This window comes from Streptomyces virginiae, from assembly GCF_040638905.1.
GTDB classification, from domain to species: domain Bacteria; phylum Actinomycetota; class Actinomycetes; order Streptomycetales; family Streptomycetaceae; genus Streptomyces; species Streptomyces virginiae_B.
Window position 1 is genome coordinate 26,165 of the sequence record NZ_JBEZYV010000049.1, and the last position, 17,164, is coordinate 43,328.

A 17,164-nucleotide genomic window follows, 5' to 3' on the forward strand; every position below is an offset into this window, starting at 1 on the left:
GGCTTCAGGGGGCACCCGCGCCTCTCGTACGGTTGTCCCGGCGGTGCCTCGGACGGCCCGCCGGGAAGGGGACGAGCCGGTGACCGCACTCGGGTCGGGAGGGCCGGCAGGGCCGGCCGAGGACCGCACCGCCACGGACCCCGTCTGCGGCCCGCACCGGGGGCGGGGACGCCTCGTCGGGCGTACGGCAGAGATGGGGCGGATCGCGGCCGCACTGGCCGCCGCCCGGTCCGGGAGGGGCGGAGCCCTGTTCGTCACCGGCGAGCCCGGCGTCGGCAAGACCCGGCTCGCCACCGCGGCCCTCGCCGAGGCCGCCGCGGCGGACATGGTCACCGTACGCGGGCGGGCCAGCACCGTCGGCCCGCCCGTCCCCTACCGGCCGCTCGTCGAGGCGCTGCTCCTGCTCGCCCGTGCCGGGCTGCTGCCCGGTCCGGAGGAACTGGGCGGCTACGGCCCCGTCATGGCCGGACTGCTGAGCGACACCCGGGGCGCGGCGGACACCCCGGGCGCGGCGGACGCTCCGGGCGCCGCGTACCGCGCACCGTCACCCCTCACCGTCGCCGAAACGGTGCTTCGTCTGCTCACGGCCGTCGGACGGCAGCGGGGCTGCCTGCTCGTCCTCGACGACCTGCACGACGCCGACGCCGGCACCCTGGCCGTCGTCGAGTACCTCCTCGACAACATCGGGCACCAGCCGGCCGTACTCCTGCTCGTCGCGGGGCCCGCCCCCCGCGCGGCGGCCGAACTGGCCCTGCGCGCCCGCCGGCGGGAGGCGGCCGAGACGCTCGACCTGACCCCCTTGACCCACCCCGACGTACGCCTCCTCGTCGCGGCCGAGCTCGGCGTCGCACCGGGGGAGGTCTGCCCCGAACTCCTGCACCGCGCGGTGACCGGCAGCGCCGGCATCCCGTTCGTCGTCAAGGAACTCGTCCGCGACCACGCCGGCCGCCCCGCCCACCACGGCGACCGGACGGTGGCCGTACCCTCCACCGTCGCCGACGACATCAGGCGCCGGACCGCATCGCTCGGGCCGCTCGGCACGCGGTTCCTGAGCACGGCAGCCCTGTTCGGCCGGCGCTTCCCCCTGCCGGTACTGGAGCACGCCATGGGCGTCGACCACACGGCCCTGTCCGAGGTCCTGCGCGCCGCCCTCGCCTCGTCCCTGATCACACCGGACGGGCCGGGCAGCCAGTGGTACGCCTTCCGCTACCCGCTGGCGGCCGAGGCACTCCTCGACGACCTCGGGCCGGGCGAACGCGCCCGGCACGCGCGGAGCGCGGCCCGCTCACTGGCCCAGCTCCACCCGCAACTGCCCGGAGCCTGGCGCGCACACGCCGCCCGGCTGTACGAACACGCCGGCGAAGTCCGTGAAGCCGTACGCCTGTACTGCGAAGCGGCACGGTGGGCGACGGACGGGACCAGCCCGGAACACACCCCGGAACAGCCTTCGGAGCAGGCCCTGGAACTGCTCACCCGGGCCCACCGCCTCCTCGAACCCGGCACCGCGCCACCCGAACTGCACGCCACGGTGCTCGAAATGCTGCTGGACACGGTCGCCCGCTCGGCCCGCCTCGACCGGATACCGGCCCCGCACACCGTCGACCAGGGCATTCCCGCGGCCCGTCGGGCCGGGATCCACGCCCGGTTCAGCGCCATCGCCACCCTGACCGGTCGCCCCGCCGAAGCCCTGCGCCAGCTCGACACCGCCCGCTCGCTGCTCCCCGGCCGTCCCGCCGACGGCCACAGCGCCCTGGTGGACCTCGCGGCCGCCCACGCCGAGCTGGGCAGGCCCGCCCCCGACCGGCTGCACACCGCCGCCCGGCTCGCCCGCCGGGCCCTGGACGCCGCCCGCGCCGGCGGCCGGCCGGACGTCGAGTGCGGAGCCCTGCTGCTGCTCGGCCAACTGGCCCGGCCCCAGGACGAGTCCGCGGCGACGGCCCACTTCGAGCGGGCCCGCGCGATCGCCCTCGCCCACAGACTCCCCGTGCCGCGCGCGGCGGCCGACGTACAGCTGGCCATCACCGCGGCCGGACACGACGAGCGGCCGACCCGCCTGGAGCAGGCCCGGCAGGCAGCCCGGCGCCGGGGCCTGCTGCCGCCGGCACACGAGGCCGGCTTCGCCCTCGCACTGGAGCGCATCCAGCGGTGCGCCTTCGACGAGGCCCGCGACGGGATCGGCCGGGGGACGGCCGAAGCCTCCGGCCTGGGCCTGGACCGGCCCCTCGCCATGTTCCGGCTCGCCGACGCCGTACGGTACGCCCACCAAGGACGCCGCGCCGAGATGAGCGGGGCGCTGGAGCGACTGGAGCCGTACCTCGACGCCGCGCCCGGCCTGCGCGCCATGTCGTACGGACTGGCCCGGGCTTTCTGCTCGCTGCTGGAGGAGCGGCACGACGCCGCGGAACAGGAGCTGGCGCGGGCGCTCGCCTACGACACCGAGAACCCGGCCACCGGCGACTTCGGCCGGCACGGCATCGCCGTACTCCTCGGCGTACTGGCCGGACGCATGGGCCGTCGGCACTGCGGCGGCCTCACGGACGCCGGCGCCGGCGGCACCCGCTGGAACCGCCAGTTCGCCGGTCTCGCCCACGCCGTGCTCCTCGGCCGCGAAGGACACCGTGAGCAGGCGACGGCCGTCGCGGACGAGGCGCTGGCGGCGGCAGCCCCGTACCCCATGGCCCGCCGCCTGTGCCTGCGGCTGGTGGCGAGGACGGCGTACGAGGACGGCTGGGGCGCGCCGGTCGAGTGGCTGCGCGAGGCCGAGGAGTACTTCCACGCCGCCGGCCACCATCAGGCGGCCGCCGTCGGCCGGGCCCTGCTGCGCGGGATGGGCGCGTCCGTCCGGCAGCGGCGCACGGGCACCGAGCAGGTGCCGCCACACCTGCGCAGGTCCGGCATCACCGTCCGCGAGTTCGAGGTGGCCCGGCTGGTCGCGGAACGGATCAGCAACAGGGACATCGCCGGCCGGCTGCACATCTCGCCGCGCACCGTCGAGAAGCACGTGGCGAGCGTCCTGCAGAAGACCGGCCACCCGAACCGCGGTGCCTTCGCCACCGCCGCCCGCGACCTCGTCCCGCCCGTGCCGGCCTGATCCGCCCTGATCCGCCCTGATCGAACAAGGGAGTTGATGCGGGACAGCACCCGCCGCACGCCCGCCGCACGCCCGCCGAACAGAACCGGTCAGGTAGTCGGTGGAGCAGCGCTGCAGATCCTCACCGGCCACCCCCCCAGCAGGGGCCGCCCGTGGGCGTCGCGCACACGAGCTGCCGCAGCGCCGTCTCGCGGTGCGAGGGGTCGCCCGAGAAGTCCGCCGCGGCCGCAGCGCGACGGTGACCCCCGACATACCGCAGGCGTACCCTGCCGAGACCGCAGGTCCAGGCCGCGCAGGACGGCGCGGGCCGAGGCCAGGGCCCGGTAGCGCAGCAGTACCTTCGCCAAGCCCGCCGAACCCGCCTCGACGGACGGCTCCGGGGCCCCGCGTCGTCGGCCGGCGCGGCGCGGGCGGCAGCCGGCGCCCGAGGACGTCGACGGTGCGGGCGTCGTGGAACGGGCCGTGGCGCAGGTACAGCGCCTTGCTGTCCCGGTGGTGCGTGTCCGACGGGACGCAGGGTCCCTCCCCGCCGCCCAGGAGGCGGGCCGGGCCGGCCAGGCAGCTCCTGAACTCCTCGACGTCGTGCGGGTGGACGGTGGCGAGTCGGCCTCCGCCCCGCATCGCGAAGTCGGTGGGATCGAGGGCGCCCTCGAAGTCGGTGCCGCGTGCGCTCAGGTGCCGATCACCGGGGCGGCGATTTCGCGCCCCTGCCGGCGGCCCGCCGAGGTGTGGATCTTCCGGTCCTGCTCCGGCGGTGCCGGAACGTGCCGGTGGCTCCACCGGTCGCCGCGGCGGACGAACCATGCCCGGCGTTCGGGTCGTGGAGACGTAGGGGGAGCGGTCGCCCCCTCTTTCGTTGCGCATGTGAGCTGTCAGCCTCTGTGATCGTCCGAGGCGCCGCCGGCAGCAGCCGGTGGGAACGACGGGATCCGGGCCGGGGCACGGGGGAGCGCCCCCGCCCGGATCCGCCGGGTCAGTTCAGGTATCCCGGGCCGCGCTGCGTCCTGCGGGCCTCCGTGTGATGGGGCTTGAGTACGCTCACCCGGTTCACCTCCTAGAAAGGTCGAATGCGCGGGACGCGCGGCTGGAGTAGGACTGGCGCCGGCCGATCGGCACTCCCGAGTCAACGCCGTCCGCGCTCCCCGCACATGGGTGCCGGCCCCCCATTTTCCCCGGCCGCGCCACCCATCCGGGCGCCGCCCCGCCATCCGGCGAATGGTGGTGGTCCACTCCCCGGCACGACCCCCGCCCCTGCGCAGCAGCCGGACCGCGTCGGTCATGTCCGTTTCGCCGAGGCCGTAGCCGCGCAGCATCCCGTATGTCGGCTCGGTGCTCCGCAGGCGTCCGGGGAGGCGGCGGCCCGAGCCGGGTTCAGCTGGATCTGCGGGGCCGCGTACCGCCCGGGGTGGTGCAGCGCGCACTCCCGGTAGGCGTCGCCGAAGGCGGCGATCACGGCCACACCCTCGCGCAGGTCCTGGACGTTCCGGACGTGCGAGTACAGGCTCGCTCGCGTCCGTGCCCCGAAGCTCCGTGCGAACGCGGACACCGTGACGTCCTCGATGCCGGCCTCGTCGGCCAGGTCGGCCGCGGCCCGGGTGATCCGGTCGGCCGTCAGACCCGTGCGCGCCATCTGCCGCCTTCCCCTCATGCCTGGGATGTGCCCGTCGGGCGGGTGGAGGGGGCACTCGATAGAATTCAATGCTGAGGAAGGGGGGCGCCTGATGGGCGCGGACCTGAGCCAGTACACGGGCCGGCCCTCCGGGCTGGTCGGGCAGCAGATCGCCGGTTACAAGATCGAGCGCATGATCGGCCGAGGCGGCATGGCCGTCGTCTACTGCGCCAAGGACCTGCGCCTGGACCGCACGGTCGCGATCAAGCTGATCGCCCCCGAGCGGGCCCGGGACGACACCTTCCGGCGCCGTTTCACCCACGAGTCCAGGGTGGCCGCCTCGATCGAGCACCCGCACATCGTGCCGATCTTCGAGGCCGGCGAGACCGACGGCGTGCTCTACATCGCCATGCGGTACGTACCCGGGCTGGACCTGCGGGGCCTGCTGGACCGGGAGGGCCCGCTCCCCGTCCCGACCGCCCTGCGGATCGCCGCCCAGGTGGCGTCCGCCCTCGACGCCGCCCACGACCACGACCTGGTGCACCGGGACGTCAAACCCGGCAACATCCTGGTCGCGGCGGGGCCCGACCGGGACCACCCGGAGCACATCTACCTCACGGACTTCGGCCTGACGAAGAAGTCCCTGTCGCTGAGCGGGTTCACCACGGCGGGGGAGTTCGTCGGCACGCTCGACTACATGGCGCCCGAGCAGATCTCCGGCCGGCCGGTGGACGGCCGGTGCGACCTCTACAGCCTGGCCTGCGTCGTCTACGAGACCCTCGCGGGCGGGCCGCCCTTCGTGCGCGAGGAGGACGCGGCCCTGCTGTGGGCGCACCAGTACGACGCGCCGCCTCCCCTGACCGAGCGCCGCCAGGACATCGCCCCCGCCGTCGACGAGGTACTCGCCAAGGCACTGGCCAAGGTCCCGGAGGACCGGTACGGATCCTGCCTGGAGTTCGTGGCGGCCCTGCGGGTCGCCGCGGAGAACGGCCCCCGTCCGGACCAGAAGCCCCGCCGCGCCACGGAGGTGGTGGCCGCACCACCTCCGGAGCCCCCCGAGTGGGCCCTGCCCGTCTTCCGCAGCCCGGCCTAGAAGCCGGGCAGCGGCCTAGAAGCCGAGCAGCGACTGCTCGGCCCAGATGGTCTTGCCGACCGGGGCGTGCCGGGTGCCCCAGCGCTGGGCCAACTGCGCCACCAGCAGCAGACCGCGCCCGCCCTCGTCGAAGGTCCGGGCCCGCCGCATGTGCGGGGCCGTGCTGCTGGCGTCGGAGACCTCGCAGATCAGGGTGTCCTTCTCGTGGATCAGCCGCAGCTGGATGGGCGGCTCGCCGTACCGGATGGCGTTGGTGACCAGCTCGCTGACCAGCAGTTCGGTGACGAAGGACGCCTCCTCCAGCCCCCACGCCGCCAGCTGGTCCGTGGTCTGCCGGCGGGCCTGGGAGACGTCGGAGGGATCGGAGGTCAGGTCCCACACGACGACCTTGTCGGCGTGCAGGGCCCGCGTCCGCGCCACGAGCAGGGCCACGTCGTCGTCGGGACGGTGGGTCAGCAGCGCCGTCAGGACCCGGTCGCAGACCGTGTCCAGTGTGGAGGCGGGCTGCGCGAGCGCCCCGAACATCGCGTCCAGGGCCTCGTCGATGTCCCGCTCGCGCGGCTGCAGCAGCCCGTCCGTGTAGAGGGTCAGCACGCTGCCCTCGGGAAGGTCGACCTCCAGCGTCTCGAAGGGCAGGCCGCCCAGGCCCAGCGGTGGGCCGGCCGGCACGTCCAAGAGGTACACCGAACCCTGCGGGGAGACCACTGCCGGCGGCGGGTGACCGGCCCGGGCGAGCGTGCAGCGCCGGGTGACCGGGTCGTAGACCACGTACAGGCACGTCGTACCGATGCCGCCGGCGCTCTCGTCGACGGCGTCCCGGCCGCCCTCGTCGTCGGACAGGTGGATGATCAGGTCGTCGAGGTGGGTGAGCAGCTCGTCCGGCGGCAGGTCGACGTCCGCCAGCGTGCGTACGGCGGTGCGCAGCCGGCCCATCGTCGCGGAGGCGCGGATGCCGTGGCCGACGACGTCGCCCACGACCAGGGCCACCCGCGCACCGGAGAGCGGGATCACGTCGAACCAGTCGCCGCCCACACCCGCCTCGGTACCGGCCGGAAGGTAGCGGGAGGCCGTCTCCAGCGCCGGGTGGTCGGGCAGCGTCTGCGGGAGCAGACTGCGCTGGAGCGTCATGGTGCTGGTGTGCTCCCGCGCGGACCGGTGCGCCGTGTGGATGCTCGTGGCCGCCCTGCCCGCGAGCTCCTCGGCCAGCGTCAGGTCCTCCGGCAGGAAGGGCTCCCGGCTCTTGCGGCGTCCGAAGACGGCCACGCCGAGACGGACGCCGTCGGCGTGCATCGGCACCACCAGCATCGAATGGGCCCCGTGCGCACCGAGCCAGGCGGCCGCCGGGTCGCGCGCCATCCACTCCGCGACCGCCGGGGCGGTCGTCGCGTACACGGCACCATGACCCGAGGCCAGACATTCGGCGGGCGGCGACAACGGTGCGTAGACGGCCGTCTCACCGACAGCGACCCGCCCCTCGGAACTGCCTTCGACGGCCGACCGCACCGCGGTACGGCACACGGTGACGGGACCCGACGGCGGGCCGGAGGCGTGGCCGTTGCCGCGCGGCAGGGGTTCGAGCAGGTCGACGACCGCGAAGTCGGCGAGCCGCGGTACCGCCACGTCGGCGAGCTCCTGCGCGGTACGGGTGCTGTCCCCGGTCGTCCCGATGCGCGCGCCGGCGGCGTCCGGAAGGATCATCTGCTGCGTCTCGACCTCGGCCCCCGTCCGGTCGTGCGCGGCCAGGTACACGGCGCGCACGACACCGTCCCGGTCCCGCAGCGGGGCCACCGACGTCGCCCAGCCGTGCTCCGCGCTGACCCCCGTGGCACGGACGAAGGCCTCCATGTGCTGCGGCTCGCCGGACTCCAGCGCCAGGCGCATCCGGTGCTCGGTCTCCTCGCTCACCGGGTCCGGGGCGATCTCCGGCAGGCGCAGCCCGAGCATCTCGGACTCCGTGAGGGACAGCGTGCGCTCCATGCCCGCGTTCGCCCGTACCAGCCTCAGATCGGCGTCGAACACCGCCAGAAAGCAGGGCGACTGGGAGAACGACCACTCGTGCAGCGGATCGCCCCACGAGGAGCCGTCACCGCCCCGCCCGCCCGCCACCGCGGACACCACGTACCACTTGGTGCTTCCGCCGGTGGACGTCCAGCGGTGCGCGAGCAGCCCCTGTTCCAGGCGCCTGCCGTCCCGGTGGCGCAGCGCCACGGTGCCGCTCCACCGCTCCTGCTCGGGCGGGATACGGCGCGCCTCGTCGCCGACGGGATCGGCCAGCAGGAACTCGGCGGCCCGCCCTACCACCTCGGCGGGCGCGTAACCGAGCAGCCGAGCGGCGCCTTCACCCCACTCGGTCACGATGCCCTGCTCGTCGACGGCGGCCGTCGCCGTGTACGCGGGCTGCTGGGGGGCATCGGTCTGCTCCGGCCGCTCACCGGGAGGGGTGGGAAGTTGCTCCATCGCCGCTCATCTCGCCCTCGCTAGATCCGTCACCGCTGTCCCACGGGACCTGCACGGCCAGGGGCCCCACTGACAAGCATCATCCGCCGGGGCAAGGAGCACCAACGCAGTGCTGCCGTGAGGGGTGTCCGGCCGGCCGGTGCGCCAGCACGAGGGCGAGGACCGCGTCGCCCGCCCGCCACACCATCGCGCGGCGCCGTCCGGCCAGGACGGGCGGCCCGAGGCCGAGGAGCACGACGCGGCGCGGGGCCGCACCGAAGACGGAGCTCCGGTCCGCCTTGACCGCGGCCTCCTTCAGAGCCCAGGCGGCGGCCGCGGCCTCGGGACCGTGCGCGGCGACCAGGGCGAGCTCCCCGGGGGACAGGACGTGGTCCGCTACGCGGCGTACCGCGGCCGCCGAGGCGGTCTCGCACAGGTCCACCCCGACCGGATCCGGTGCGAGGGCCGCCGCCACATGCCGGGCGGTGTGGCTGATCGACACGTGCACCGCCGGCACCGGGACGCCGCCGACCACGACGCGCGGGCTGCCGTCGTCGCGCGGCAGGACCTCCACCTCGCCCGGCGGCACGGCGAGCGCTTCCCCCACCAGGCGCTTGGCGAGCAGCCTGCCCTGCGCCCACTCGGCCCGCCGCCACGCCGGCAGCGCCTGAAGCACCCGCCGCTCCGCCTCCGAGAGGGGCGGTGGCCGGTACGGTCCGGAGCGCCGGGCCACGACGAGGGCGGCTCCGCCCCACCGGTGGACCGGGCCCGGGGCGAGCGGCGGGAAACCGGGCCGCACGGCGCTGTCGCCGCTCATGCGGCACGCACCGCGTCGAGCCCGCTCAGCTCCTGGGCGAGTGCGGCCACGGTGTGGCGGATCTGCCCGGACGTGTGGTCACGGGTGACGAAGAAGCGCAGCCGTGCCATCTCCTCCGGTACGGCCGGGTGGAGGATCGGGTTGACGCTGACGCCCCGCCGGAACAGCGCCTCCGCCAGGCGCAGCGCCTTCAGCGAGTCACCGACGATGCACGGGACGACCGGCGTGCCGTGGCAGTCCCCGGTGTCGACGCCCGCCTCGCGCGCCAGGCGGACGAACAGCGCGGCGTTCTCCGCCAGCCGCGCCACCCGCTCCGGCTCGTCGCGCAGCAGCCGCAGGGAGGCCAGGCACGCTGCGGTGTCGGCCGGGGTCATGCCGGCGCTGTAGACGAAGCCCGGAGCGGTGTAGCGCAGGTACTCGACGACCGGACGGTTCGCGGCGACGTAGCCGCCGCAGCCGGCGAGGGCCTTGGACAGCGTGCCCGACCACAGGTCGACGGCCCGGCGGTCGATGCCGAAGTGCTCGCCGACGCCGGCGCCCGTCGCGCCGGTCGTTCCGAGGCTGTGCGCCTCGTCGACCATCAGCAGGGCGCCGTGGCGTCGCTTGACCTCGACGAGGGCGGGCAAGTCGGCGATGTCGCCGTCCATGCTGTAGACGCCCTCGACGACGACGAGCACCCGCCGGTACTGGTGGCGGACCCGGTGCAGGAGGGCGTCGAGGGCGGCGGCGTCGTTGTGGGGGAACGGCCGCCGGGTCGCGCCCGACAGCCTGCAGCCCTGGAGGATGCTGTCGTGGGCGAGCGAGTCGTGGACGACGAGGTCACCCGGCCCGAGGAGGTGGCCGATCACGGTGACGTTGGTGGCGTGCCCGTTGGCCAGGGTGACCGAGGCCTCGCAGCCGAGCAGGTCGGCGAGCTCGGCCTCCAGTTCCAGATGGAGCGGGCGGCTGCCGGACAGCAGCCGGCTGGCGGACACCGAGGTGCCGTAGGTCTCGATCGCCTCCTTCGCGGCCTCGTTCACCCGGGGGTGAGTGGCCATGCCCAGGTAGTTGTAGCCGGAGAAGGACAGCAGCCTGCGGCCGTCGACGACGGTCGTGTCCGTCATACCGCCCTCGTGCACGACGAAGTACGGGTTGGACAGGCCGGTGCCGGAGAACGCGCCGATGCGTTCGGCGTGGGCGGTGACCTCCGGGAAGCAGCCGATGCGTGTGTGCTGCTCGGGCAGCGCCGCGGGCACTGCGGCGGCCTCCGGTGCCGGCTCGGGGACGGGCTCCGGGGCAGCCGGCCCCGGAGGTACGTCGCCTGCGGCGCGCTGCTCGGGGACGGCTCCCGGAGTGGTGCTCCCGGTGACGCCCGCGACGGCCGCAGCGACGCCCCCGACGGTCGGCCGGTCCGCGGCCCGCTCGTCGAAGGTCCACAGCGGCCACTGCCGCTGCAGGGCGGTGAACAGGTCGGTCAGCATCAGGGAGTCGAAGCCGAGGTCGTCCACCAGCAGCTGCTCGGGGCGCAGGTGGCCCACCGGGAACGCGCTGATCCGGGCTATGTGCGCGAACACGGCCTCCGTGACCTCGCCGGCGTCCCCGGCCGGTCCGGGCTCGGCGTAGGACACTGCGGGCTCGGCGACAGGCACTGCGGGCTGCGCGACAGGCACTGCGGGCTCCGCGACAGGCACTGCGGGCTGCGCGGTGGCCGCCGGGCCTGCGGCCGCCGCGCAGCCGGACTCGGCTGCGGAGAGGCGCGACATGAGGTCCACCTGCTGCCGGACCGCCTGCCGCAGATCGTCCATGGGGTGGGGCACCGGGTCCGCCTGGTCCTCCTTCGACGGGGCCGGCCGCCCGGCCCAGTAGGACTGCCCGGCGAGCCTCGCCACCGGCAGGTCGACCAGCCTGCGGACCTCCGCCGGGACCAGGACGCGCGGGTCGACGGGGACGCCCAGGACCGCGAGCCGGGCGAGGGCCCGGACGAAGTCGCGTCCGCCGTCCGGTGTCGTGCCGCTCGCGGCGACGACGTGCACGTCGGACCGGTCGGCGAGGTTGCGGCGGACCGGGTCGAGGAGCGATCCGCCACCGCTCACCTGCAGGAACAGCCGCGCCCCCGCGTCGTACGAGGCGCGCACGGCATCGCCGAACCGCACCGGGACGGAGGCGTGCCGCGCCCACAGCTCGCGCAGCTCCGCGGGGTCGGCGCACAGCTCCGCGCTCACGGACGAGACGAACGGCAGGACCGGAGCGCTCACGCGGCGGCCGGCGAGGTCCGCGCGCACGGCCTCCTCGGCGCAGGCGAGCCGCGGTGAGTGGAAGGCGTTGGAGACGTCCAGCTCCACGGTGACGATGCCCGCCTCGGCGCAGGCCCGCCGCAGGACGGCCAGGCCCTGCTGCGTGCCGCTGACCACGACCTGCCGCGGCTGGTTGAAGCAGGCCGGCCACACGTCGTCGATGCCGACGACCAGCTGCCTACAGGTCTCCCTGTCGGTCTGTACGGCGACCATCCCGCCCCGCAGACCGTTCTCCGCCCGCCGGAGGGCCTCGCCGCGGCGCACCAGCAGCCGGACGGTCTCGTCCGCGCCGAGCGCGCCGGCCGCCGCGGCCGCGGCGAACTCCCCGGCGCTGTGGCCGAGCGCCAGGTCCGGGGCGACACCGCATTCGGCGAGCAGCCGGGTGGCGGCGATCTGGACGGTACCGAGCAGCGGCTGGCACACCTCGGTGCCGGCGATTCGCCGCCTGAGCTCCTCGTCACCGCCACCGCCACCGCCACCGTCGCCGTCGCCGTCGGCGGCCGCCGGGACGCCGTACAGCAGCCCGGCGAGGTCGAGGCCCGCGTCGTCGCGTGCCACGGAGCCGAGGGCGTCGAAGGCGGCCCGGAAGCCGGCGAACCCCTCGTACAGGTCCCGCATCATTCCCGGACGCTGGCTGCCCTGACCGGGGAAGACGAAGGCGATGCGGCGCCGCGCGGCCGGCAGGGGAGCATCCGCCGCGAAGGCACCCCCGCCGAGGTCACCGCGGGAACCGTCCGCCAGCCGCGCGCGGGCGCGCAGCAGCCGCCGGACGAACTCGTCCGTGTCCGCGGCCACGACCGCCAGCCGGGCCTTCAACGGCGCGCGCCCGCCCAGGGTGTGCGCCAGCGCTCCGACCGGCGTGCGGGGGGCGCGTTCCACCGAGTCCAGTACGTCGCCGATGTGCAGGTCCAGCAGCTCGGCGTCGCCGGCCGAGAGCAGGAGGACCTGCGGTGTGCTGCCCGCGCCGCCGACGGTCACCGTCGTGCTACTGGCCGCCGGGGCGGGTGCGGGTGCGGGTGCGGGTGCGAAGGCGGGTGCGGCCGCCGGGGCGGGCGCGCATTCCAGCACCACGTGGACATTCGTACCGCCGAAGCCGAAGGAGCTGACCGCTGCCCGCCGAGGGCCGCCCGTACGGGGCCAGGGCCGCGCGCTCTCGGCGAACCGCAGGCCCGCGGCGGAGATGCCCAGGTCGGGGTGGGGAGTGGTGCCCGGCTGCGGCACGATCGTGCGGTGGTGGACGACCAGGGCCGTCTTGATCAGCCCCGCCATGCCCGCGGCGGCCAGGGAGTGCCCGATGAGCGCCTTGCCCGCGCCGAGGTAGCACAGCGAGGGGTCGTCGTCGGGCCACTCGGTGCGCAGCCGCCGCAGCGCCTCGACCTCGGCGCGGTCGCCGGACCGGGTGGCGGTGCCGTGGGCCTCCAGGAAGCCCACGGAGGACGGGGCGACGCCGGCGTCGTCGTACGCCCGGCGCAGCGCGCGGAGCTGGCCCTCCGGGGCGGGAGCCAGCGGTCCCGGGGACGCGCCGTCGTTGGCCGAGCCGACTCCCTTGATCACGGCGTAGACGCGGTCGCCGGCGGCGAGCGCGTCCACGAGGGGCCGGATGACGACGGCCCCGGCGCCCTCGCCGAGGACGAAGCCGTCGGCCTCCTCGTCGAACGGGCGGCACACCCCGGTGGCGGAGAGCGCGCGCAGCGTGGAGAAGCCGATCAGGCTGTCGGGGGTCAGGTTGACGTAGACGCCGCCGACGACGGCGATCCGGCAGCCGCCCTGGCGCAGCTGGGCGACGGCCTGGTCCAGGGCCACCAGGGAACCGGAGCAGGCGGCGTCGACGGCGAAGCTGGGGCCGCCGAGGTCGAACTGCCGGCTGACGGTGCCGGCCGCCATGTTGAGCAGGCTCCCGGGCAGGCTGAAGGGCTGCACGGTGCCGAGGCGTCCGGCGTGCTCCTTGACCGCTTCGAGGACGCCGTCCTCGTCGGCCGCCGACCGCCGCGCCTGGTCGGCCAGGGCGATGGCCCGGATCGGGGCCGTCATGACGTCCTTGTAGTCGGACACCGACATCGCGCAGAAGACCCCGGTGTTCTCCCGGTCGAAGTCGCCCCGGCCCAGCCCCGCGTCGTCGAGGGCCTCGCGGGTGACGTCGAGCATCAGCCGGTGCTGGGGGTCCATGGCCCGGGCGCGGGCGGGTGGCACCCCGTAGTGCAGGGCGTCGAAGCGGTCCACGTCGTCGAGGAAGGAGACCTGGTCGGTGTAGGCGGCATGGGGGGCCGACGGGTTGCCGGGCTCGTGGAAGGGGCGGTGGTTCCAGCGTTCCGCCGGGACCGCGGAGAACTGCCGTTCCCCGCTCATCAGAAGCTTCCAGTAGGCGCGGACGTCGCGGGCTCCGGGAAAGCGGCAGCCGAGTCCGACGATGGCGATGTCGTTCATGACGGGTCTTCCTTGTCGTGGTGCCCGGGCCGGACGGCAGCCGGGGTGGTGGGGACGGTGGGGCAGGTGGGGCAGCTGAGGGCGGGGACCGCGGCCGGGGAGGGCTGCGGTGCGGGCCGCGGCCGGCACACGGCGCACTCCGGGAGGCGCGCGGTGGGTGCCGGGCGGTCCGGCGGCGGACCGGACGCCGGGCACGCCACCCCGCGCCGCAGGGGCCAGGGCGCCCACCAGTTCAGACCGCCCGCCAGCCGCATGAGCGCCGGTACGAGGACGCCCCGGACGAGCGTTGCGTCGAGGAGGACGCCGAGACCCGCGCCGATCCCGAAGAACTGCAGGAGCGAGACCTGGGAGGTGCCGAAGCCGAACAGGGTGAAGGCGAGCAGCGCGCCGGCCGTCGTGACGATGCCGCCGGTGCGGGCGATGCCCGAGACGATCGAGGCGTCGTCGTCCTGCCCGGCGTCGTGCGCCTCCTTGATGCGCGCGAGGACGAACACCTCGTAGTCCACCGACAGGCCGAAGACGATGCAGAACAGCAGTACCGGCATGGTGGTGCTGAGCGGCCCGGGGGTGAAACCGAGCAGGTGGTGCAGATGGCCCGCCTGGAAGATCCACGTCATGGCTCCGAGCACCGCCGCGAGGCTCAGGGCGTTCAGCGCGATGGCCTTCAGCGGCAGCAGCAGACTGCGGGTGAAGCCGAGCAGCAGTACGAAGGTGGTCGCGGTGATCAGGCAGAGAGCGAGCGGAATCCGGTCTCCCACCGTGGCCTTGGCATCGACCAGCACCGCGCTCGGCCCGCCTACGAGGACCTCGGTGCCGGCCGGGCCGGGGGTCGCCCGGACGTCGTGCACGAGCTGCTGGGCGGCGCGAGAACGGGGGTCCACCAGCGGCACCACGGTGAGCCGGGCGTGGCCGTCGACGACGTCGGCGGACCGGGGGTCGGCGGGGCGGGCTCCGGCAGGCCGGGCTTCGCCGGACCGGGCACCGGCGGACCGGGCTTCGCCGGACCGGGCTTCGCCGGACCGGGTGGAGCCGGGGAGCGGGCTGGGCGCCCCGCCGCGGAAGGTGCCCTCCGGCGTCACGACCTGTGCGACCTGCGGCAGCGCGGACAGCCGGCGGGCGTGGTCCTCCCGCGCCGACGGGGACGCCGTACCCGTGGTGAGGACCGTGAGCGCACCGGCGCCCTTCATGTCGAACGCGTCGCGCACCAGGTCACCGGTCTGACGGCCGGCCGAACCCGCGGGCAGCGCCCGGTCGTCGGGAGTGGCGAACCCGGCGTGGGCGAACGGGCCGGCGAGCAGCGCCAGCAGCCCGATCACCGGCAGCGCCGCCAGCAGTGGGCGGCGTACGACGATCCGCGCCAGCCCCTCCCAGAAACGTGAGCGCGACCCGGAGTGGACCCGGCGGCGCCAGGGCACCGCCCAGGCGTTCACCCGCCGGCCGAGCAGCGCCAGCAGGGCCGGCAGCACGGTCACGGCGCTCACCGCGGCGATCGCCACGACGGCGATGCCCGCGTAGGCGAAGGAACGCAGGAAGTACGGCGGGAACACCAGCAGGGTGGCGAGCGCGGCGGAGACCGTCGCGGCGCTGAAGGCGATGGTGTGGCCGGCGGTGCGGACGGTCCGCAGGGCGGCGGTGCGCTGCCCGTAGCCGGCGGCGAGTTCCTCGCGGAACCGGGAGACGACCAGCAGCCCGTAGTCGATGCCCAGGCCCAGGCCGAGCGCCGTGGTGAGGTTCAGTGCGAAGACGGACACGTCGGTGACGCTGCCGAGGACGCTCAGGGCCAGCAGGGTCCCGACGACGGCGAGAACGCCGATGAGCAGGGGCAGGGCGGCGGCCACGACACTGCCGAACACCAGGACCAGCAGGATCAGCGTGCCGGGCAGGACGACGGCTTCGGCCCGCTTCAGGTCGGACTCCGAGAGGTGCTGGAGCTCGGCGTCGACGAGCGCGGGCCCTCCGACCCGCACCGTCAGGGGCGCCGTCGTCACCCCGGCGTCGGCAGAGGTGGTCAGTTCCTCGCTCAGCCGCTCGACCCGTGCTCCGAGCCGGTCCCCCTCGCCGTCCACGTGCGCGACCACCATGGCCGCGCGTCCGTCCCGGCTGCGCAGCTCGGCCGCGCCGCCGGTCCAGTACGAGGTCACCGCGTTCACGTGCGGTTCGGCGGCGAGACGCCGGGTCAGGGCCTCGCCCGCACTCCGGGCCGCCGGGCCGTCGACCGTGCCGCCGCGGGCCTGCGCGACGACGACCAGGTTGGGGGAGGCCCCGGAATGCCGGGCGGCGACTGCCGCGGCGCGGCTGGACTCGGACCGCGGATCGTCGTACCCCTGCGTCTTGAGCCGGCCGGTCGCCCCCGCGCCGAACACGGCGGACAGCACGAGGAAAACGAGCGCGGCGAGGAGGACCGGTCGGGGACGACGGGTCACGAAGCTTCCTGCACGACGGAACATCGGGGCCTCCGGTCCGGATCGCATTTCGCTCCTGCTTTTCCGCAGGACGGTCGATTGCCACCCTGCCCGGGGCGGGGGAGAGGCCGTAGTCCCGGCCATTCGTTACTTGACAGAAGGTGCACCCGCCGGAAAGAGGGTCGGCGGAGGGCCGCAGGGATCTCCCCCGGGCGTCAAGTCACGCGTTCCAGTGGCATGACGCCCGCACGTGGACCGGGGTGTATTCGACGTACGCCTTCACCGGAAATCCCCGGCGGCCGTTCCCTGAATCGGATGGAGAATCGTCGTGTTCGAGTGTTCCTGGATCCGCGGTGTCGTTCTCGCCGGAGCCTCCGTGGCCCTGGTGGGAACCGGCATCGGCCTGCTGGCGACCTCGATGGCCGCCCCCGCCGCAACCCCGCGCCCGGCCGTCGTGCTCCTTCCCCCGGACGCCGCGGGCGCCATTCACACGGGGTATTCCACGGTGACCGTGAAAAGGCCGGATTTCGAGGAGCGCATCAAAAGGGACCTGAAGCCGGGACCGAGGCCCGGTGGGTGAAATGCGCCGCGGGAAGGTGGCGCGCCGCCGCGAGTCCGGCCGGGACCTGCGCCGTGCCGTCCGCCTCCGCTCAGCGCAGTACGGCCGCCAGCAGGTCGGCGCCCAGCGCCGTCAGGTCGGGCAGGTTGAGGGTGTAGCGGACGTACCGGCCGCGCCGACGGGCCGTGAGCAGACCGGCGCGGCGCAGGACGGCGAGATGACGGGACACCTCCGGCGGTGACAGTTCCCAGGCATGGGCCAGCTCCCTGGTGCTGTGCCGTTGGCTCGCCCAGGCCGCCGACCGCTACCCCGGCACCCACCGCGAAGGCCCTCACCGCGCCCGCGCCCTCGTCTACCTCTGCCTTAGAAGTCATCTCATTTGGTTGAGCTAGAGACGACGTCGGCCCTTGATCGCGGACCGTCCCCGCGGGGAGACTGTCTGCCATGGGATCAGTGGTTG

General features: G+C 74.9%; 8 protein-coding genes and 1 pseudogene. 3 read left to right on the forward strand and 6 right to left on the reverse strand.

From position 1 onward, the window contains the following. Positions 1-79 precede the first annotated feature (79 nt). A complete protein-coding gene (locus AB0F82_RS35650; protein WP_362635258.1) occupies positions 80-3,091 on the forward strand; it encodes a helix-turn-helix transcriptional regulator in 3,012 nt (1,003 codons plus the stop codon). Between the two features lie 1,276 nt (positions 3,092-4,367). Here AB0F82_RS35650 and AB0F82_RS35655 read toward each other — a convergent pair. Next, positions 4,368-4,721, reverse strand: a complete 354-nt coding sequence (locus AB0F82_RS35655) for a hypothetical protein (protein WP_436842250.1) — start codon at positions 4,719-4,721, stop codon at positions 4,368-4,370. Positions 4,722-4,812: 91 nt separating this feature from the next. Between AB0F82_RS35655 and AB0F82_RS35660 the strand changes: the two genes are divergently transcribed. Next, positions 4,813-5,793, forward strand: a complete 981-nt coding sequence (locus AB0F82_RS35660; RefSeq protein ID WP_362635261.1) for a serine/threonine-protein kinase — start codon at positions 4,813-4,815, stop codon at positions 5,791-5,793. A 15-nt stretch (positions 5,794-5,808) separates the two neighbouring features. On the opposite strand, the gene AB0F82_RS35665 is transcribed toward AB0F82_RS35660, so the two are convergent. The 4 genes from AB0F82_RS35665 to AB0F82_RS35680 form a co-directional block, all read right to left on the reverse strand. Then, on the reverse strand, positions 5,809-8,250 hold the full coding sequence (locus AB0F82_RS35665) for a SpoIIE family protein phosphatase (RefSeq protein ID WP_362635264.1): 2,442 nt from the start codon (positions 8,248-8,250) through the stop codon (positions 5,809-5,811). A gap of 79 nt (positions 8,251-8,329) precedes the next feature. After that, positions 8,330-9,046: a 4'-phosphopantetheinyl transferase family protein gene (locus AB0F82_RS35670; RefSeq protein ID WP_362635267.1), complete on the reverse strand. Its 717-nt coding sequence runs from the start codon at positions 9,044-9,046 to the stop codon at positions 8,330-8,332. Then, entirely contained in the window at positions 9,043-13,743 is a 4,701-nt protein-coding gene (locus tag AB0F82_RS35675) for a type I polyketide synthase (protein WP_362635269.1), read from the reverse strand. The genes AB0F82_RS35670 and AB0F82_RS35675 overlap by 4 nt, the downstream gene beginning before the upstream one ends. Further along, the gene (locus tag AB0F82_RS35680; RefSeq protein ID WP_362635272.1) at positions 13,740-16,166 is read right to left on the reverse strand and encodes an MMPL family transporter; all 2,427 of its coding nucleotides are present in this window, start codon (positions 16,164-16,166) and stop codon (positions 13,740-13,742) included. The genes AB0F82_RS35675 and AB0F82_RS35680 overlap by 4 nt, the downstream gene beginning before the upstream one ends. A gap of 307 nt (positions 16,167-16,473) precedes the next feature. On the opposite strand from AB0F82_RS35680, the gene AB0F82_RS35685 reads away from it, so the two are divergent. Next, positions 16,474-16,725, forward strand: a complete 252-nt coding sequence (locus AB0F82_RS35685; protein ID WP_362635274.1) for a hypothetical protein — start codon at positions 16,474-16,476, stop codon at positions 16,723-16,725. Positions 16,726-16,795: 70 nt separating this feature from the next. On the opposite strand, the pseudogene AB0F82_RS35690 reads toward AB0F82_RS35685, so the two are convergent. Continuing rightward, a pseudogene (locus AB0F82_RS35690) lies at positions 16,796-16,981 on the reverse strand (ArsR/SmtB family transcription factor); the annotation flags it as partial. Positions 16,982-17,164: the final 183 nt, after the last annotated feature.